At 60.6% G+C, this 18,965-nt stretch carries 18 protein-coding genes; 14 read left to right on the top strand and 4 right to left on the bottom strand.

Annotated elements, in window-relative coordinates; all coding sequences use genetic code 11:
- The first annotated feature begins 22 nt into the window (after nucleotides 1–22).
- From rpe to secG, 14 genes are all read left to right on the top strand, one after another.
- Entirely contained in the window at nucleotides 23–700 is a 678-nt protein-coding gene (rpe, locus tag HMPREF2822_RS10180; RefSeq protein ID WP_070524310.1) for a ribulose-phosphate 3-epimerase, read from the top strand.
- Nucleotides 697–1,722, top strand: coding sequence for a bifunctional diaminohydroxyphosphoribosylaminopyrimidine deaminase/5-amino-6-(5-phosphoribosylamino)uracil reductase RibD (gene ribD / locus HMPREF2822_RS10175; protein WP_083306843.1), 1,026 nt, complete (start codon nucleotides 697–699; stop codon nucleotides 1,720–1,722). Before rpe ends, ribD begins: the two co-directional genes overlap by 4 nt.
- An 18-nt stretch (nucleotides 1,723–1,740) precedes the next feature.
- Nucleotides 1,741–2,379 (top strand): riboflavin synthase, encoded by a 639-nt coding sequence (locus tag HMPREF2822_RS10170; RefSeq protein WP_070524309.1) that lies wholly within the window; start codon nucleotides 1,741–1,743, stop codon nucleotides 2,377–2,379.
- An 11-nt stretch (nucleotides 2,380–2,390) separates the two neighbouring features.
- Entirely contained in the window at nucleotides 2,391–3,653 is a 1,263-nt protein-coding gene (locus HMPREF2822_RS10165; protein ID WP_070524307.1) for a bifunctional 3,4-dihydroxy-2-butanone-4-phosphate synthase/GTP cyclohydrolase II, read from the top strand.
- Between the two features lie 42 nt (nucleotides 3,654–3,695).
- Nucleotides 3,696–4,178: a 6,7-dimethyl-8-ribityllumazine synthase gene (ribH, locus tag HMPREF2822_RS10160; RefSeq protein WP_070524305.1), complete on the top strand. Its 483-nt coding sequence runs from the start codon at nucleotides 3,696–3,698 to the stop codon at nucleotides 4,176–4,178.
- A gap of 83 nt (nucleotides 4,179–4,261) precedes the next feature.
- Nucleotides 4,262–4,885, top strand: a complete 624-nt coding sequence (locus HMPREF2822_RS10155; protein WP_070524303.1) for a PH domain-containing protein — start codon at nucleotides 4,262–4,264, stop codon at nucleotides 4,883–4,885.
- Nucleotides 4,885–6,939: an excinuclease ABC subunit UvrC gene (gene uvrC / locus HMPREF2822_RS10150; protein WP_070524301.1), complete on the top strand. Its 2,055-nt coding sequence runs from the start codon at nucleotides 4,885–4,887 to the stop codon at nucleotides 6,937–6,939. The genes HMPREF2822_RS10155 and uvrC overlap by 1 nt, the downstream gene beginning before the upstream one ends.
- A gap of 38 nt (nucleotides 6,940–6,977) precedes the next feature.
- Complete coding sequence (gene rapZ, locus HMPREF2822_RS10145) at nucleotides 6,978–7,859, top strand: RNase adapter RapZ (protein ID WP_070524299.1); 882 nt, start codon at nucleotides 6,978–6,980, stop codon at nucleotides 7,857–7,859.
- Between the two features lie 76 nt (nucleotides 7,860–7,935).
- Nucleotides 7,936–8,934, top strand: coding sequence for a gluconeogenesis factor YvcK family protein (gene yvcK / locus HMPREF2822_RS10140; protein ID WP_070524298.1), 999 nt, complete (start codon nucleotides 7,936–7,938; stop codon nucleotides 8,932–8,934).
- A gap of 165 nt (nucleotides 8,935–9,099) precedes the next feature.
- Entirely contained in the window at nucleotides 9,100–10,089 is a 990-nt protein-coding gene (whiA, locus tag HMPREF2822_RS10135) for a DNA-binding protein WhiA (protein WP_070524296.1), read from the top strand.
- A gap of 482 nt (nucleotides 10,090–10,571) precedes the next feature.
- Complete coding sequence (gene gap, locus HMPREF2822_RS10130; RefSeq protein WP_070524294.1) at nucleotides 10,572–11,579, top strand: type I glyceraldehyde-3-phosphate dehydrogenase; 1,008 nt, start codon at nucleotides 10,572–10,574, stop codon at nucleotides 11,577–11,579.
- A gap of 237 nt (nucleotides 11,580–11,816) precedes the next feature.
- Nucleotides 11,817–13,034 carry a phosphoglycerate kinase gene (pgk, locus tag HMPREF2822_RS13730; protein WP_070524292.1) on the top strand — a complete coding sequence of 406 codons (1,218 nt, stop codon included), beginning with the start codon at nucleotides 11,817–11,819 and terminating at the stop codon, nucleotides 13,032–13,034.
- A 42-nt stretch (nucleotides 13,035–13,076) separates the two neighbouring features.
- Complete coding sequence (gene tpiA / locus HMPREF2822_RS13725; RefSeq protein ID WP_070524290.1) at nucleotides 13,077–13,856, top strand: triose-phosphate isomerase; 780 nt, start codon at nucleotides 13,077–13,079, stop codon at nucleotides 13,854–13,856.
- Nucleotides 13,857–14,042: 186 nt separating this feature from the next.
- Entirely contained in the window at nucleotides 14,043–14,276 is a 234-nt protein-coding gene (gene secG, locus HMPREF2822_RS10115; protein WP_070524288.1) for a preprotein translocase subunit SecG, read from the top strand.
- A gap of 108 nt (nucleotides 14,277–14,384) precedes the next feature.
- On the opposite strand, the gene pgl is transcribed toward secG, so the two are convergent.
- The 4 genes from pgl to tal all read right to left on the bottom strand — a co-directional run bounded on the left by pgl (nucleotide 14,385) and on the right by tal (nucleotide 18,923).
- On the bottom strand, nucleotides 14,385–15,146 hold the full coding sequence (pgl, locus tag HMPREF2822_RS10110) for a 6-phosphogluconolactonase (RefSeq protein WP_070524285.1): 762 nt from the start codon (nucleotides 15,144–15,146) through the stop codon (nucleotides 14,385–14,387).
- Nucleotides 15,147–15,217: 71 nt separating this feature from the next.
- Entirely contained in the window at nucleotides 15,218–16,150 is a 933-nt protein-coding gene (locus HMPREF2822_RS10105; protein ID WP_070524283.1) for a glucose-6-phosphate dehydrogenase assembly protein OpcA, read from the bottom strand.
- A gap of 21 nt (nucleotides 16,151–16,171) precedes the next feature.
- Nucleotides 16,172–17,704, bottom strand: a complete 1,533-nt coding sequence (zwf, locus tag HMPREF2822_RS10100) for a glucose-6-phosphate dehydrogenase (protein ID WP_083299248.1) — start codon at nucleotides 17,702–17,704, stop codon at nucleotides 16,172–16,174.
- A gap of 130 nt (nucleotides 17,705–17,834) precedes the next feature.
- Nucleotides 17,835–18,923 carry a transaldolase gene (gene tal, locus HMPREF2822_RS10095; RefSeq protein WP_070524280.1) on the bottom strand — a complete coding sequence of 363 codons (1,089 nt, stop codon included), beginning with the start codon at nucleotides 18,921–18,923 and terminating at the stop codon, nucleotides 17,835–17,837.
- Nucleotides 18,924–18,965: the final 42 nt, after the last annotated feature.

Below are 18,965 nucleotides of genomic sequence, written 5' to 3'. Positions count from 1 at the left end.
GAGAGGGACTAGGCTGAAGGTCATGTCTGCACTCTCGTCTGGTCCCATTATTTCCCCGTCCATCTTGGCCGCCGACTTCACCCGCTTGGGCGAAGAGGTCCGCGCCGTGGCCAACGCAGATTGGATCCACGTCGACATCATGGATGGACACTTCGTCCCGAACCTGTCTTTTGGCCCGGATATCACTGCGACGGTGGACGGGATTACACCGCAGACGCTGGACGTTCACCTCATGATTGAGGAACCCGAGAAGTGGGTAGAAACCTACGCCAAGGCCGGTGCCGATTGCATCATCTTCCACGTCGAGGCCGTCGCCGACAAGGACGCGGCCATCGCCCTGGCGCGCACAATCCGGGATTTAGGTGTGCGCGCGGGCTTTTCCATTAAGCCGGGCACGCCGATCGAGCCTTGGCTGGACGCCCTCGAGCACTTCGACGAAGTGCTCGTTATGTCAGTTGAGCCGGGCTTTGGCGGTCAGAGCTTTATGCCGGATCAGCTGGACAAGGTGCGCGCCTTGCGCGCGGCCATCGACGAGCGCGGTCTGGACGTCCTCATCGAGATTGACGGTGGCATTTCCGCTGAAACGATTCGCTCCGCCGCCGAGGCGGGCTGCGATGCTTTCGTCGCAGGTTCCGCCATCTACAAACAAGCAGATAAGGCAGCGGCCGTCGACGAGCTGCGTAGCTTGGCCACGCTGTGATCCCACACCTAGACTCAGCGGTTCTCACACGGGCGCTGCGTGTGGCCATGGAAGCCGGCGATAAGGTGCGCGGCACGACTAGCCCAAATCCGCCTGTAGGAGCAGTCATACTTGATGCCGCCGGCCGCGTCGCCGGTGTCGGCGCAACCCAGCCCCCGGGCGGTCCGCATGCCGAAGTCATGGCGTTGCGCGATGCGGGCGACAAGGCGCGCGGCGGCACGGCGGTCGTTACCTTGGAACCCTGTAACCACACCGGCCGTACTGGGCCCTGTGCGCAGGCGCTTATCGATGCCTCTGTGGCCGCCGTTTACTTCCTCCACCCAGACCCCACCCCGGAGGCCGGCGGCGGCGCGGCCACATTGCGCGGCGCCGGCATTACCGTGGGGCAGATTGAGGCGCCGGAAGGCGTGAGCGATGCACTCGCCGGGTGGTTGGGTTCGGTGCGCTTGGGCAGGCCGCACGTGACGCTCAAGTTTGCCCAAAGCCTCGACGGGTTCACCGCCGCAGTGGATGGCAGCAGCCAATGGATTACCGGAGAGCAGGCTCGCGAGCATGTGCACCGCGACCGGGCACAAAGGGATGCCATCCTCATCGGCACGGGCACCGCGCTGGCAGATAACCCGTCGTTGACGGCACGCTACCCGGACGGCTCATTGCGTGAAACGCAGCCGCGGCGCGTCGTCATCGGCTCCCGGGACGTGGACCGAGGCGGAAGCAGTAATCTGGCAAAGCTAGGTTTCGAGCACTATGCCACCCCGCAGGAGGCGCTAGCCGAGCTATACGCCAGCGGCGCGCGCGACATTCTCGTCGAAGGCGGCGCTGGACTCGCGACGAGCTTTATGGAACTGGGCAGCGTGGATTTCATTCAGGCATACATCGGCAACGTCATCCTTGGCCAGGGCAGGGGAGTTCTCACTCGGGCTGTGGCCTCGAGCTTGGCGCTGGCTCCGAGGTGGGAGCGCGCAGCGGTTACCGAGCTTGGCGCCGACCTGCTCGTGGAATACCGGAAGAACGAGAAGTAGGAAAGGGGAGTACGGACTATGTTTACCGGACTCGTAGAAGAAGTCGGGCGCGTCGATAGCGTGGAACCGCAGGGCGATGCAGTCCGTTTGGGCATCGCGGCATCCACCGTGCTGAGTGATGCGCAGTTGGGTGATTCCATCGCTGTCAACGGCGTCTGCCTGACAGTAGCCGAGCTGGGAGAAGGAACCTTCATCGCAGACGTTATGAAGGAATCCTTGAACCGTAGTTCATTGGGAGAACTCGAAGTGGGTTCGGCGGTTAACCTCGAGCGGGCGGTGCTCCCAACGACTCGTTTGGGTGGCCACATCGTGCAGGGCCATGTCGACGGCACCGGCACGCTGCTTTCCCGCACCCCCTCGGAGCACTGGGAAGTGTTGCGTTTTAGCCTGCCGCGGGAGCTCGCCCGATACGTCGTGGAGAAGGGATCCATCGCCGTCCAAGGAACGTCCCTGACGGTGTCCGCGGTATCGGCTGATGAAGATAAACCTGGCGCGGATGGCTTTTTTGAGGTCTCTCTCATTCCCACCACATTGCGCGATACCGTGTTTGGTGCGATGGCGCCCGGTGCCCGCGTAAACCTCGAGGTAGACGTGGTTGCAAAGTATGTTGAGAAAATGGTTCACCCTAACGCCCACGCCGCGGGCACAGAGGGATAGAGTTAGTCCTTATGAGCGCTGCAGATTCAGCTTTTAGTTTAGATAGCGTCGAGCAAGCCATCGCCGACATCGCGGCCGGCAAGGCCGTCGTCGTCGTGGACAATGAAGATCGGGAAAACGAAGGTGATCTCATCTTCGCCGCCGAGCTCGCCACCCCGGAACTCGTGGCTTTCATGGTGCGTTATAGCTCCGGATATATTTGTGCACCTTTGCTCCCAGAGGACTGCAAGCGCCTGAACTTGCCCCCGATGATGGCGGTTAACCAGGACGTGCGGCAGACCGCCTACACCGTCACCGTGGACCTGGCTAATGGCTCCACTGGCATCTCCGCTACCTCGCGCTGTGAGACCATCCGCAAGTTGGCTGATCCCTCCTCCGAGCCGTCGCAGTTTACGCGCCCGGGCCATGTCGTCCCGCTGGCTGCCCGCCCGAATGGTGTGCTCGAGCGTGATGGCCACACGGAAGCCGCGATCGATCTGGCACGGTTGGCGGGGCTCCGCCCGGCCGGCGTGCTCTGTGAGATCGTTTCCGAAGAAGACCCCACGGATATGGCTCGCTCGCCGGAGCTGCGCCGCTTTGCCGACGCCCATGGGCTCACGATGATCTCCATCGAGCAGCTCATCGAATGGCGCCGCCACAATGAGCAACAGGTTCACCGCGAGGTAGAAACCCGCCTGCCCACCGAGTACGGCGAGTTTCGCGCGGTGGGCTATGTGAATGGCGTCGACAAGCGCGAGCACATTGCCCTCTTCGTCGGTGACGTGGAGAGCTATTCCGGTGCGGAAGACGTACCTGTCCGCGTGCACTCTGAGTGCCTGACCGGTGATGTCTTTGCATCTGAGCGCTGTGACTGCGGCCCGCAGCTGCAGGAATCCCTCCGCGCGGTCCAAGCGGCCGGGCGTGGCATTGTCATCTACCTTCGCGGACAGGAAGGGCGTGGCATTGGCTTGGTGAACAAGCTCAAGGCCTATCGCTTGCAAGATGACGGGATGGACACCGTCGACGCCAACGTGGAGCAGGGGCTGCCTGAAGACGCCCGCGAGTACTCCGTTGCCGGACAAATCCTGCGCGATGTGGGCGTGAAATCCGTCAACCTCTTGACCAACAACCCACACAAGGGTGAGGGGCTACAGGGCTTCGGCATTGACGCCACTGCCCGCACCGGCCTGGCGACACCCGCCACGGCCGAAAACATTAGCTATCTGCGCACGAAGCGCGACAGGATGGGCCATGACCTGCCACAGGTGGCCGAATGGGATCTCAAACACTCTTAGAGCATTAAGACCGAACTCTAGAACAAAACAAAGGAGCACACCGTGAGCAAGGAAGGCCTGCCAACCCCGAACAATGTCTCGGGAGAGGGACTGCGCGTCGCCGTGGTTACCGCCACATGGAACGCCGAGATCTGCGATCAGCTGCACCGCCGCGCGCTTGAGACCGCCGAAGCCGCTGGCGCTGAGGTCACTCCGTTGCGCGTCGTCGGTGCCCTTGAGCTGCCCGTCGTGGTCCAAGCTGCGGCGCGCACCCACGATGCTGTCGTGGCGCTGGGCTGTGTCGTCCGCGGCGGCACTCCGCACTTTGACTACGTGTGTGATTCGGTCACGCAGGGACTGACGCGCATTGCTCTCGACGAGTCGACGCCTGTAGGAAATGGTGTCCTGACGGTGAACGACTATGAGCAAGCCGTCGATCGCGCCGGATTTGAGAACTCTTCAGAAGATAAAGGCGCGGAGGCTATGCATGCAGCTTTAGAAACCGTGCATACGTTGCGTACACTGAACGAGTCGACCCTAAAGTAGGCTGCCAAGCGCAACCACGGCGATCTGCATATCGCGCAGGCCCGTGGCCTGTCTTAGCGGAGTGATGAGGAGATGGAAACTCGATGACTGATCCACAGGTGCCTTCGGCGCACGAAGAGCGCGCGCGGTCAGCCCGCGCTGGCAAGGCCTCCCAATCCTCGCAGCCGGGCGCGCCCGCTGCGTCTGGGGGTTCCTCGAGCGTGAGCGATGAGCAGGTGCGGGCTTATACCAGCGCCGATCCCTTCGCCCAGACTTCATCCAAGCCCTGGGAGTATGAGGCCACCTCGCCCTATCTGCGCAAGGTGGCAATCATCTGGATCATCCTTGTGATGGCAGCGCACCTGTTTATGGGCTTCACGGTTGGCTTGTCCTTTACCGGCGCGACTGTGACGACGATTGATAAGTTTGCCTTCCCCGGCGTCGGCGTGATTATCTCCATCCTGTCTTGGTTGGCACTGACGCGTCCGCGGCTGCGCGCGAACTCCGATGGCGTAGAGATCCGCAACATTGTGGGAACCCGCTTCTACCCGTGGCAGGTCATCTATGGTCTGTCCTTTCCCGAAGGCTCGCGCATGGCACGCATCGAACTTCCTGACTTTGAATATGTTCCGGTGTGGGCCCTGCAATCGGGCGATAAGCAGGACATTGTCACCAAGGTCCGCTCTTTCCGTGACTTGGAAGCACGCTACATGCCGCAGGATGACTAGTGGCTGATCCCTCTGAGTACCGCCCTGCGCCCGGAAGCATCCCCACGGATCCGGGCGTTTATAAGTTCCGCGATGACAATCGCCGCGTCATCTATGTGGGCAAGGCAAAGAATTTGCGGGCGCGGCTATCGAACTACTTTCAAGACATCACGCAACTGCACCCGCGGACCCGCCAAATGGTCCTCACTGCGGCTTCGGTGGAATGGACCGTGGTGGCCAGCGAAGTGGAAGCGCTGCAGTTGGAGTACACGTGGATTAAGCGCTTCGATCCACGCTTCAACGTCATGTACCGCGATGACAAAACGTATCCGATGCTCGCGGTATCTGTGGGGGAGACCATCCCGCGAGCGTTTTTCTACCGCGGGCCTCGCCGTAAAGGTGTGCGCTACTTTGGCCCCTATTCCCACGCCTGGGCGGTGCGTGAATCGCTTGACCTGCTGACGCGAATTTTCCCCATGCGCACGTGCGCCAAAGGGGTATTCAACCGCCATGAGCGCTTGGGGCGGCCTTGTTTGTTGGGGTATATCGGAAAATGCGACGCCCCGTGCATTGGCAGGGTGAGCGCCGAGGAACACCGTGAGACGGTGAACCAGCTGCTGAGTTTCATGAACGGCAATACCGGTCCTGTGCGCAAGCGACTAACGCAGCGAATGGAGGAGGCCTCAGAGAACCTCGAGTTCGAGCTGGCTGCCCGCCTGCGCGACGATCTCGGCGCGATTGACAAGCTCATGGAGCAACAGGCTGTGGTGCTTTCCGACGGCACCGACGCCGACCTCATCGCGTTTAGCTCTGACGAGTTGGAGGCGGCAGTTCAGATCTTTCACGTGCGCGCGGGGCGCATCCGCGGCCAGCGCGGCTGGGTGGTGGAACGCTCCGGTGACCAAGCCATCACGGAGCCAATCGAGGAGGGACAGCCTGATCCGGGGCTTCCGGCGCTCATCCAGAATTTCTTAATCCAGTTCTATTCGGATGTCGTGGAGCGCCAGCGCCAGGAGGCCGCGGAAGACGCCAAGCTGGAGCGCAGGGGAGTAGACCAGGAATCCCGTACCGCGGTTCATCGGGGAAACGCCATCCCTCGTGAGATCTTGGTCCAAACGCTGCCGGACGAAGCCGATGAGGTGAAGATAGTTCTGGAGGACCTGCGGGGCGCGCAGATTGACTTGCGGGTTCCGCAACGCGGTGACAAGCGCGCCTTGATGGAGACCGTCGAGCGCAATGCGAAGGAACAGCTGCGGCAGCACAAACTCAAGCGAGTCGGAGACCTTACTGCCCGATCCGCAGCCCTGCAGGAGCTGCAGGAAGCGTTGGACATGGATTCCGCGCCGCTGCGCATCGAGTGCACGGATATCTCGCACATTCAGGGCACCGATGTCGTGGCCTCCCTGGTGGTTTTCGAAGATGGGCTACCGCGCAAGTCCGATTACCGCCGCTACCGCATCAAGGAGGCGGCGGGCGATGGCCGCTCGAACGACGTGGGGTCTATCGCTGAGGTGACTCGGCGCCGCTTCAAGCACCACCACGAGGACAAACGAGCGGTTCCGGACGAGGAGCTGGAGAACACCACCTTCGCTGAAGAAATGGTCCGCGAGGAGGCCGCGAGCCAGACCAAACGCAGCTCCTACCCGCCGCAACTGTTCATCGTCGACGGTGGCGCACCGCAGGTGGCGGCGGCGCAGGCGGTGTTCGACGAGCTCGGCATCGTCGATGTGACACTCATCGGCCTGGCCAAGCGCCTGGAAGAAGTGTGGGTCCCGGGCGATGATGAGCCGGTGATTCTGCCGCGTAATTCGCAGGCGCTATATCTTCTTCAGCACCTCCGCGATGAGGCGCACCGCGTAGCTATTACGTACCACCGACAGCAGCGGTCGAAGCGGATGCGCTCGTCCGTACTCGATGCGGTACCGGGATTGGGGCCGCAGCGGCGCACCGATCTGGTGAAGCACTTCGGCTCAGTGAAGAAGCTCAAAGAGGCCAGCGTGGAGGAGATTGCTGCGGTGAAGGGGTTTGGCCCGAAGCTGGCGCAGACGGTATTTGATCATCTCCAGGATTCCTAAGCAGGATTCCCTCCTTGCCTCGTGATCAGATGGTAAGAATGGAAGTCATGACGCTGTTAGACTCCCCACCCATTTTGATCACGGGCATGTCAGGCGGTGGCCTGACGTCGGCGGCTAAAGTGCTGGAGGATAAGGGCTATTACGTAGCCCACAACATTCCGCCGAAGTCTATCGTCGACCTGCTGAGGCTGTGCGCTCGGCCCGATTCCCCGGTGACAAAGATTGCCGCGGTGACCGATGTGCGTTCCCGAATGTTTCCGGGTTCTTTAGCGGAAACCTTGGAGGAACTCGAAAAGCTGGACATGAAGCCCACCTTGCTTTTCCTCGATGCGCGCGATGATGTGCTCATCCGTCGCTTCGATTCGGTGCGTCGTACCCACCCGATGCAGGAGGGTGAAACCCTCAAAGCAGGCATCCAACGAGAGCGCGCAGCGGTGCAATCAATTCGCGAGCGCGCGGACATCATCATCGATACGACCAACCTGTCCGTCCATGATCTGCGGCGCGCTATCGAAGCATCCTTCGGCGAAATGGGTCATGAGAAGCAACACGTCACGCTTGAGTCCTTCGGCTTCAAGCATGGCTCCCCGCGTGACGCGGACCTTGTCGTTGATGTTCGGTTTCTTCCCAATCCCTATTGGGTACCTGAGCTGCGGGGGTACCGTGGCACCGACGAGCCGGTTGCGGATTATGTCTTGTCTCAAGAGGCGGCTGAGCCCTTTATCGAGCGGTTCATCACCATGTTTGACTCGATGCTCACCGGCTACCGCCATGAGGGGAAGAACTTCATCACCGTGGGCATCGGTTGTACCGGTGGGCACCATCGCTCGGTGGCCGTTACGGAAGAAATCGCCCGCCGCCTCAGGGACCGCGGTGACCTCGATGTGAGCACGTTGCACCGAGATATTTCTCGCGATTAGGTGCGATAAGATACATATTCATTCCCTACCTGAATAGTTGAAAGCTAGTGTTCCCGTGACGACTCTCCCTATCCACATGGCTAGCCTGGGCGGCGGCCATGGGCTGTATCAAACTCTGCTGGCCGCACGCCGTACGGGCGCGGAGACAATCTCCGCCATTGTTACCGTGGCCGATGATGGCGGTTCCTCCGGCCGGTTGCGCCGTGAGATGGACATAATCCCGCCTGGTGATTTGCGCATGGCCCTTGCAGCTCTGTCGAGCGATTCGGAAGAAGGACAGCTGTGGGCTTCTACTTTGCAGCATCGATTCCAGAGCACTGGTGCCATGGCTGGGCACGCTGTGGGCAATCTCCTTATCGCCGGACTCAACGAGGTGTTGGGGGACTTCCAGGCGGCGCTCGATGCCGTTGCGCGTTTGACGGAGTCGGCCGGACGGGTGCTGCCGGCCGTAAATCTACCGCTCGAGATTGAGGCGGATGTTTCCGGGCTTGACGACGACCCCCGTATCATGCGCTCCGTGCGCGGCCAGGTGGCCGTTGCCTCAACTGTGGGGCAGGTGCGCCGCGTGCGCATTATCCCGGAGAAGCCGGAAGCTAACCCGGAAACGATCGCTGCGCTGCACGACGCGGATTTGATCACCTTGGGCCCCGGCTCGTGGTTTAGCTCCGTGCTCCCGCACGTTCTCGTTCCAGACATCGTCAACGCTATAACGTCGTCGGATGCCCTTCGCGTGGTGGTGCTCAATCTTTCCGCCGAACCAGGGGAGACCCAGGGGTTTTCTGCGGAGCGCCACCTGCACGTGCTAGCGCAGCATGCGCCAAACCTGCGGGTCGACAAAGTCATCGTCGACGGCACCGGTCTCCCCAATGAATCGGAGCGAGTCTTTGTGCAGCGCGCTGCTAGTGTGCTCGGCGCCAGCGCAGTATTTCGGGATGTCTGTCAGACGGACGCTGACGGGAACTCGCTGAACAAACACTGTCCAGACAAGCTAGCGCAAGTTCTCACCGAACTGTATTCCGAGTACGCTGCCGAACGTGGGGCGACGGCGGGTGCCCCGGGCACTCATCGGGGCTAGGCGCACGATAGACTATGGGGCATTCATTGTTCACTGCTACGTCATAGCGCACAAGCGCGGCGCGACGCGTTGCGTGCCTTCCAGAGTGAGGTCAGGTTGCGTCGTACTGCGCTACTGCCGACGTTCGCGGTGCACTGTGTCAAGAGTCGAAAGGGGAGGCACGAGGTGTCTGCGTCGTTGACCGAGCAGGTCAAGGAAGAGCTTACGGCGGTGTCCGTACCGCGCCAGTCCGCTCGTGCGGCGGAGGTTGCCGCAATTCTCAGGTTTGCCGGTGACCTCCACATCACCGGGGATCGAGTGAGGTACGAGGTCGAATTGGAATCCCAGAGCGTGGCCAATCGTTTGGTCACTGCGCTCGATGAGCTGTACTCAATCGCGGCGAGCACCCATGTGGCGGGTCCCGCTGCATCCTCTAAGAAGAGTAGAGTGCAAGTGCGAATCACCTCCGGGGCCAAGGAGCTTACGAGGCGGCTGGGTTTGGTAACTCGTTCCGGACACCCCGTGGTGGGCCTGCCACCGCAGGTCATTTCAGGTTCTGTTGCTGATAATGAAGCGGCGTGGCGTGGAGCCTTCTTGGCTCAAGGATCATTGACAGAGCCGGGCCGCTCTTCAGCGCTCGAGGTGACGTGTCCGTGCCAGGAGGCGGCTCTCGCCCTCGTGGGCTGTGCGCGCCGTTTGGGCGTGGTGGCGAAGACCAAGGAAACACGCGGCGCCGACCGCGTCGTGGTGCGCGATGGCGACGCCATTGGCGCGTTGCTGACCCGTATGGGCGCTCAGGAGACTCGCCTGACGTGGGAAAAGAAGCGCATCCAGCGAGAGGCTCACGACACCTCTCGCCGCCTCGACAACTTTGACGATGCCAACTTGCGCCGTTCCGCGCGAGCGGCAGTAACCGCTGCGGCCCGCGTCGAGCGTGCCATGGTGATCTTGGGTGATGACGTGCCGGAGCACTTGGCTGATGCTGGCCGTCTACGTGTGCAGCACCGCGAAGCCTCCTTGGAAGAACTCGGGCGATTGGCAGATCCGCCGATGACCAAGGACGCGGTGGCTGGGCGTATTCGCCGCTTATTGTCCATGGCGGATAAGCGCGCCAAGGAACTTGGTGTACCGGATACGACGAAAGCGGTGACTGAGGATCTCTTTGAGGAGTCCTAGAATCCAAACGTCTTAGTTTCCAATCCTTGCCCCAGACAGAGTCGTGGGTGCCCGTTCGGGCACTGAAAGGCTCTTCTGGGGCATTTTTTATGGTTTGAATGCCAGTACTGTTTTTGGGTTAACCCGCTCTTTTCCGGTTAAGTGAGATATCCCACCCTACAATTCCGGCACCCCACACAATCCCACATAATCGGGCATTACCGCAGGTGTCTGAACTTTGGTACCCCACCATCCCCGTTTGAAGCCTCACTAGTGTACGCCTCTTTGTGCCGCCATGCGAGAGCTTGCAACAGGAGCTCACATGCTCACTGCGGGAAGCACAATGGGTCGGTACTATCGGCCGTGTTGGGAAAACCACCGAGCACGTCACGGAAGTGGCAGAGCAACGGTCCCGCGGAAGCGGTTTACCGCACTGCCGTTAAAGACAGAGTCTCGGAAGCCCCACAACAGAACTTCACTCGATTATTTGAGGAGACATTACAGTGACCATTCGCGTAGGTATCAACGGATTTGGCCGTATCGGCCGTAACTTCTTCCGTGCAGTTGCACAGGGCAACACCGACCTCGAGGTCGTAGCCGTCAATGACCTGACTGACAACGGCACCCTTGCCAACCTGCTTAAGTACGACTCCGTGCTGGGCCGCTTCGACGGCACCATCGAGCACGACGAGGAGTCCATCACCGTCAACGGTCACCGCATCGCTGTCTCCGCAGAGCGTGACCCGAAGAACCTGAAGTGGTCTGAGCACAACGTTGACATCGTCATCGAGTCCACCGGCTTCTTCACCGACGGTGAGGCTGCCAAGGCTCACATCGAGGCCGGTGCCAAGAAGGTCATCATCTCCGCACCGGGCAAGAACGTTGACGGCACCTTCGTCTACGGCGTCAACTCCGACAAGTACGATGCTGAGAAGCACAATGTCATCTCCGCTGCTTCCTGCACCACCAACTGCCTGGCTCCGATGGCAAAGGTCCTCAACGACAAGTTCGGCATTGAGAAGGGCCTCATGACCACCGTTCACTCCTACACCGGTGACCAGCGCCTGCAGGACGCTCCGCACCGCGACCTGCGCCGCGCCCGCGCCGCCGCCGTGAACATGGTTCCGACCTCCACCGGTGCTGCTAAGGCTGTCGCTCTGGTTCTGCCGGAGCTCGAGGGCAAGCTGGACGGCTACGCAATGCGCGTTCCGACCATCACCGGTTCCGCCACCGACCTGACCTTCGAGGCTTCCCGCGAGGTTACCGCCGAGGAGATCAACGCTGCCATCAAGGAAGCTGCCACCGGCGAATTCGGTGAGACCCTGGGCTACACCGAGGACCCGATTGTCTCCACTGACATCATCACTGACCCGCACGGCTGCATCTTCGATGCCGGCATGACCAAGGTCTCCAACGGCAACTTGGTCAAGGTACTCGGCTGGTACGACAACGAGTGGGGCTACACCAACCAGCTCGTCCGCACCACCTCCTTGGTTGCCTCCAAGCTCTAAGGACTCGATTCTTAGAATGAGCACAGTGAACCAAGCTGTGATTGCCTGCGGTAGCACCACAGGTTAGAAAACCGGCCCATGCGCCATGCCTCATGATTACGTGGCGTGCGCTGGGCCGTTATTCGTCTATCCAGAACGCACACGGCGCCCCGAACCCGCCGTGCTAGGCGTTCACCACACTTTCTAATTGAATAGCATTAACCTTTAGCTTGAATACCTACCTTTAAGGAGAACACTATGGCTTTCAAGACTGTGGACGACTTGCTCGCAGAAGGCGTTTCCGGCCGTCACATCCTTGTTCGTTCGGACTTCAACGTTCCGCTCGATGACGAGGGAAACATCACCGACTCTGGCCGTATCACCGCCTCGTTGCCGACTATCAAGGCATTGATCGAAGGCGGAGCCAAGGTCATCCTGTCCGCGCATCTGGGTCGCCCGAAGGGCGAGGTCAACCCGAAGTACTCCCTGGCACCGGTTGCTGAGGCACTGTCTGAGGCCCTGGGCCAGTACGTTGCCCTGGCCGGCGACGTCAGCGGTGAGGATGCCCATGAGCGCGCCAACGGCCTCAATGATGGCGATGTCCTGCTGCTCGAGAATGTTCGCTTCGATCCTCGCGAAACCTCCAAGGACGAGGCCGAGCGTGGGGCCTTTGCCGATGAGCTCGTTGCACTCGCTGCGGATAATGGCGCCTTCGTTTCTGATGGCTTTGGCGTCGTCCACCGCGCACAGGCTTCGGTGTATGACGTCGCCAAGCGCCTGCCTGCCTACGCCGGCAAGCTGGTTCAGAAGGAAGTGGAGACCCTCGCAGCAGTGGCTGAGAAGCCTGAGCACCCGTATGTTGTCGTACTCGGCGGCGCTAAGGTTTCCGACAAGCTCGGTGTGATCGAAGCCCTTGCTGGCAAGGCCGACAAGGTCATCATCGGCGGCGGCATGTGCTACACGCTCCTGGCTGCAAAGGGCTACAACGTTCAGAATTCCCTGCTGCAAGAAGACCAGATCGACAACTGCAAGGAGCTGCTCGAGCGCTTCGGCGACAAGATCGTCCTGCCGGTCGACCTCGTTGCTGCAACCGAGTTCAACGCTGACGCAGAGAACAAGGTCGTTGCACTCGACGGAATTCCGGAGGGCTGGATGTCCCTCGATATTGGACCGGAGTCTGTAAAGAAGTTCGACGAGGTCATCGCTTCCTCCAAGACCGTCTTCTGGAACGGCCCGATGGGCGTGTTCGAGATGGAGGCCTTCTCCAAGGGCACCGCAGGTGTCGCTCAGTCCATCATCGACGCCACCGCGAAGAACGGCTCCTTCACCGTCGTTGGCGGTGGCGACTCCGCAGCCTCCGTCCGCCTCCTCGGCCTCGACGAAGAAGGCTTCTCCCACATTTCCACGGGCGGCGGCGCTTCCTTGGAGTTCCTGGAGGGCAAGGAGCTGCCGGGCGTTAAGGTCCTGGAATCCTAGTCATATACACCGTCAACACAGTCTGATCTAGAAAGGCTAATCATGGCACGTATCCCGCTAATTGCTGGTAACTGGAAGATGAACCTCGACCACAAGGAAGCCATCAGCTCCCTGCAGAAGTTCGCCTTCTCCCTGCCGAAGGACTACTACGAAAAGGTCGACGTGGCCTTCATGGTCCCGTTCACTGATATCCGCACTGTGCAAACGCTTGTCGACGGCGACGACCTCCAGTTCACCTATGGCGCACAGGATATTTCCAAGCACGAGTCTGGCGCCTACACCGGTGAAGTATCCGGCAAGATGCTGTCCGCCTTGGGCTGCTCGTGGGCAGTCGTAGGCCACTCCGAGCGCCGTCAGTACCATGGCGAGACCGACCAGCTCGTTGCGGAAAAGGCTGCAGCGGCACTGGCTAACGGAATCAGCCCGATTGTGTGCGTCGGCGAACCCCTCAACGTGCGCGAGGCTGGCACCCACGTCGACTACGTGGTCACCCAGACGCGCAACTCCCTGCAGGGGCTTGCCGCAGAGGATCTTGCCAAGACCGTCATCGCATACGAGCCCGTGTGGGCAATCGGCACCGGCAAGGTTGCCTCCGCTGATGACGCACAGGAAGTGTGCGCCGCTATCCGTGAGCTCATTCGCGAGCTGGGTGGCGATGAAGTGGCCGAAGGCATCCGCATTCTCTACGGTGGTTCCGTCAAGGTCGACTCCATCGCAGAGATCGTGGGCAAGCCTGATGTAGACGGCGGCCTCGTCGGCGGTGCATCCCTGAAGGGCGAGGAGTTTGCCAAGTTGGCGGCTAACGCTGCACAGGGCGCTTAGTTCTTCCAGCTGATCGCATCTGCACCACTCTGTCGTGGCGGGTCGGAATGGTTTCTGGCCCGCCACGTGGTGTATCATCAAGGTTTATTGCGCCCGTTCGCTGGCGCCCCTTTTCCAGCGTGAAAGTGATGCACACCTTCACGCGCCACACTAACCGTTTGAACGCGTACAACAAGGAACTATTTCATGATCTTGGCACTGGAAATCATCCTCGTGATTGCCGCAATCTTGATGTCTATCTTCGTGCTGCTGCACAAAGGTAAGGGCGGCGGCCTGTCCAGCCTCTTTGGCGGCGGCGTACAGTCCAACCTGTCTGGTTCCACCGTGGTGGAAAAGAACCTCGACCGCTATACCGTGGTCATGGTGGTCATCTGGCTCGCCTGCATCGTAGCCCTGAACCTGCTGCAGGCTTATAGCTAAAGGCCGCTGACGAGCCTCCGGCTCCGGACACGATTAACGCCGCGTGCCTCCTCACGTCGAGGGGGACACGCGGCGTTATAGGTTTTCTCGGCCCGGGCGCACGCGTTGTTAGAGCTTCTGCGCGGCGTCTTCGCTCACGAAAAGCAGGGTCTCTTCCGCTCCCTGGGCGCCAGCGGCCGGCCAGTCTTCTGCGGCAGCGCCAGCAACAAGGTGTGATACCGCCTCGGCTTTTTCTTCTCCGGAGACAAGGAACCAAATGCGCTGGGAGCGGTTGATCGCGGGATAGGTTAGCGTGACACGCTCCGAAGGCGGCTTCGGGGAATCGTGGACAGCGAATGCATAGTCCGAGTCCTCGTAGACTGCCTCCGAATGCGGGAAGAGGGAATTGATATGGCCTTCGTGTCCCATGCCGAGGAGATGCAGATCAAAACCCTCAGGTGCGAATTCACGAATCTCGCCTTCGTAAGCCTGGGCGGCGTGTTCCATGGACACGGCGCCCAAGTCATAGCCGTGGATATGGCGCTCGGGAACGGCGACCTGGCTCAGGAGTGCTTCGCGGGCTTGGCCCTCGTTGGAATCAGGATCACTGACCGGCACGTTGCGCTCGTCGCCGAAGAAGACATGGACTCGCGTCCAGTCCACCGAGAGGGCAGGGAAGTCGGTTCCTTGCTGCTGGGCGGCGTGAGCAAGGCGAGCCAATTCGCGCAAGACACCAATGCCTGCACCGCCACCGGTGAGGACTACGCGGGCTACTCCGTCTTTGTGAAGGCCTCCGCCCGGGGCTTGAACCGCCGCAACCGTCTCAATAAAGGCGAGTGCGGCGGAGGATATGAGCTCATCGATGTCGCTAACGCGGCGAAGCGTGACCATAGTGCAGAAAGATCCTTGTGAATGCTGTGTCTAGGGGTCTAGGGGTCTAGGTGAAAAAGAAAAGTTTACGACTACACACTGTAGTCCACTCGAGCTAAAGCGCGGAGAGAATGGGCGTATGTCTTATCTGCGTCGAGGTGGCGGAGTTCCTCTGAGAGTACTTCCGCTTCGGAACGTACGGTGAGGCTTACGAGGGACTCTGGGGAGCCGGGAACGCTGACCCTGACCGTCTCGGAATCGACAACGGTCACGCTGACATCTGCAGTGGGGCGGCGGAAGACTACCGAGGAGATCGGGAAAGGACCCGCGGTGCAGTCCGAGACGGTGCGGGTGACGGGGACGGAGAGGGCGTCGAGAAGCCAGCCAGCTGCAAAGTCGACTGCAGCGTGGTGCTCAGCACCAGAAATTTCGACGGAAATGACCGGCTCATGGGGGTGACGGTCAAGCGCCGAGGCTACGATGCCACGCCACAGGGTAATAGCGCCCCACGACATGTCGGAATCACCAGGCGTGTAGCCCGAAGACAACACGTGCAGGTCATACTGGTCAACGCCGCTGCCGAAAGCCACGTTCGTAATGCGGCGTTGGGCGAGTGCGCCGATGGGCACCGCGGCTGGTGACGGTGGGCACGCGGTGGGCCACCATGCCACGATTGGGGTATCGGGAAGGAGAAGGGGAGTAACCGCGGACTCCGCTTGGTCCGCTAGCGCGCCGTGCAGGTGCATCACGACGATTTCGGAAGCGCCCGCTTCGCCGCCCACGCGCAGTTCGGCGTCGAGCCGCGTCTCTTCCTCCAAGGAACCCGTGGCAATCACGATGACGCGAGAAGGGTGCTCGTGGGAGGCATCACGAACCGAGGCGAGAAGGTTGTCTAGGTCATCGCCTTCCTCAGTCATGACGATGAGGGTGAGGACGCGGCCTGTCGTGAGCGTGTAATGCTCCTGCATCTCCACGAGCTTCTTGGAGATCTTGCGCGTAGTCGTATCGGGCAAGGGGATAATCATTAAGCCATTCCTCCTAGGGACCTACGGACGACGCCAGGAATGTCCCCGGCGGCGCAGCATTTTATCGGCAGACTCCGGTCCCCACGTGCCGGCGCGGTATTGTTCCGGCTGACCAATGTTGGACCAGTATTCAATGATGGGATCGAGGATGGACCAAGACAGCTCAACCTCTTCATTGGTGGGGAAGAGGGAGGACTCGTCAAGGAGGGCGTCGAGAATCAGGCGCTCATAGGCCTCGGGAGACTCCTCCGTAAAGGCCTCGGCATACGCGAAGTCCATGTTGACATCGCGGACCTCCATCGTGGATCCGGGGACTTTGGAACCAAAACGCATGGTGACGCCCTCATCTGGCTGAACGCGGATCACCACGGCATTCTGGCCTAGAGCCTCAGCTTGGCCTTGATCAAACGGCTGGTGGGGTGCTGTCTTAAAGACGAGCGCAATTTCAGTCACGCGGCGGCCGAGACGCTTGCCAGTGCGCAGGTAGAAAGGAACACCCGCCCAGCGGCGGGAATTGACCTCAAGAGTGCAGGCTGCATAGGTTTCCGTCGTGGACTCCGGATCAAAACCCTCTTCCTCCCGGAGGCCTTTGACATATTGCGATCCTTGCCAGCCGGCGGAGTATTGGCCACGGGCAGTGGTCTTGTTCAGCGGATGCACGGCGTTGGTGGCTCGCAGCACCTTAATCTTTTCCGCCTGAAGAGCCTCGGGGTCGAAGGAGGAGGGCTCTTCCATTGCTACGAGAGCAAGCAATTGGAGGAGGTGGTTTTGGATGACGTCGCGCGCGGCGCCGATGCCGTCATAATAGCCGGCACGCCCGCCCAGCCCGATGTCCTCAGCCATCGTGATCTGCACGTGATCGATGTAATGCGCATTCCACATTGGCTCGAAAATCTGGTTGGCAAAGCGCAGGGCCATGATGTTTTGGACCGTTTCCTTGCCCAGGTAGTGGTCGATGCGGAAAACCGAGGACTCAGGAAAGACGGCGTTGACAATCTCGTTGAGCTCGCGCGCGGAAGCCTGATCGTGTCCGAATGGCTTTTCAATGATGACGCGGCGCCAGGAATTATCCGTGCTATCGGCCATACCGACGCGCTCAAGCTGGTGGCAAATATCGGAGAAAAACTCCGGCGGTACCGAAAGATAGTAGGCCCAGTTTCCACCCGTGCCGCGGGAGTCATTGAGCTCCGCCAGCCGCGCAGAAAGCTTGTCAAAGCCGGCGTCATCGAAGTTGCCCTGCACAAACTCGATTCCCTTGGCAAGGTGCTCCCACACATGCTCGTTGAAGGTGGTTCGCGCACCTGCTTCGGCGGCCTCGCGGACATAGTCACAGAATGCCTGCTTGTCCCAGTCGCGACGGCCGTAGCCGACCAAAGTGAAGCCTGCAGGAAGCAATCCGCGGTTGGCCAAGTCGTAGATGGCGGGGAGGAGCTTCTTGCGCGCCAAGTCACCCGTGACGCCGAAAATCACCATGCCAGAGGGGCCGGCGATGCGTGGCAGGCGCTTATCCTTCGAGTTGCGCAACGGGTTGACCCACGCGCTGCTAGTGCTCACTAAGTGTCCTTTCGGTCTGTGTGAGGTAAGTCCAACAGCCCAGCATAGCGACACGCGCCCCGCCGACCATAGTTGCATGGCCGTTTGCGGTGCGCGCGGCGATTGTAGGCGGTCAAGAATTCGCGTTCGATTAGGAGAGGCGGTCGGTCATGGAGGCAAGCAATTCCTCCCAGGCGTTGACGAACTTGTCGACGCCCTCCTTCTCCAACACAGCAAAAACATCGTCGAAGTCGATGCCGACTGCCTTCAGCTGTGACCACACGTTCTCTGCCTGCTCAGCAGAGTCACTGAGAGCGTCGCCGTGCAGGTTGCCCTGTTCGAGAACAGCATCGATGGTTTTTTCCGGCATCGTGTTGACGGTATCTGGGCCAGCTAGCTCGGAGACGTACAGTGTGGCGGGGTAGTCGGGGTTCTTGACGCCCGTCGACGCCCACAGGGGGCGCTGTGGGTGTGCACCAGCCGGCAGGTGTGCGCCTGCCTCCTTGAATTCCTTGAGGAACAGAGCATAGGCACGCTGGGCGTTGGCAACCCCGGCCTTTCCGCGCAGTGCGAGGGCTTCTTCAGTGCTGATCAGCTCGAGGCGCTTGTCCACTTCGGTATCCAGGCGGGAGACGAAGAAGGATGCCACGGAATGAATCGTGGAGACGTCCTTTCCAGCCTCGGCAGCGCGTTTGATTCCCTCCTTGTACGCAGCGATGACGTGGGCATAACGCTCTACGGAGAAGATCAGGGTGACGTTGACGGAGATACCTTCCGCAAGCGCCTCGGTGATGGCTGGGAGGGAGCCTTCCGTAGCCGGAATCTTGATCATGAGGTTGGGGCGGTCAACTTTGGCCCACAATTCGCGCGCCTGCTTCAAGGTTGCGTCTGCATCGGCGGAGATGCGTGGATCAACCTCGATGGAGACGCGGCCGTCGCGCCCGCCCGACTTCTCGTAAATCTCAGTGAAGATATCGCATGCGTTGCGGACGTCGTCGATTGCCAGCGAGTACACTGCCTCATCCGCGGTAGCGGACTTTTCCTTCAGCGCTGCGATGTCGGTGTCATAGGAGGTGCCGGAGGACATTGCCGCGGCAAAGATTGCTGGGTTCGTGGTGACGCCCACGATGGACTTGGTGTCCAAGAGCTCACGAAGATTGCCGGAGTCTAGGCGCTCGCGGGAAAGATCGTCTAGCCAGGTCGACGTCCCGAGGCGAGCCAATTCTTCAATATGCGTCATGGTGTTGTGCAGATCCTTTCGTGGTGAGAACTCGGAACGGGA

The organism is Corynebacterium sp. HMSC062E11 (genome assembly GCF_001811845.1).
Classification (GTDB): Bacteria; Actinomycetota; Actinomycetes; order Mycobacteriales; family Mycobacteriaceae; genus Corynebacterium; species Corynebacterium hesseae.
Note: the sequence above shows the minus strand (reverse complement) of the source record. Positions and strands in the feature narration are given on the sequence as shown.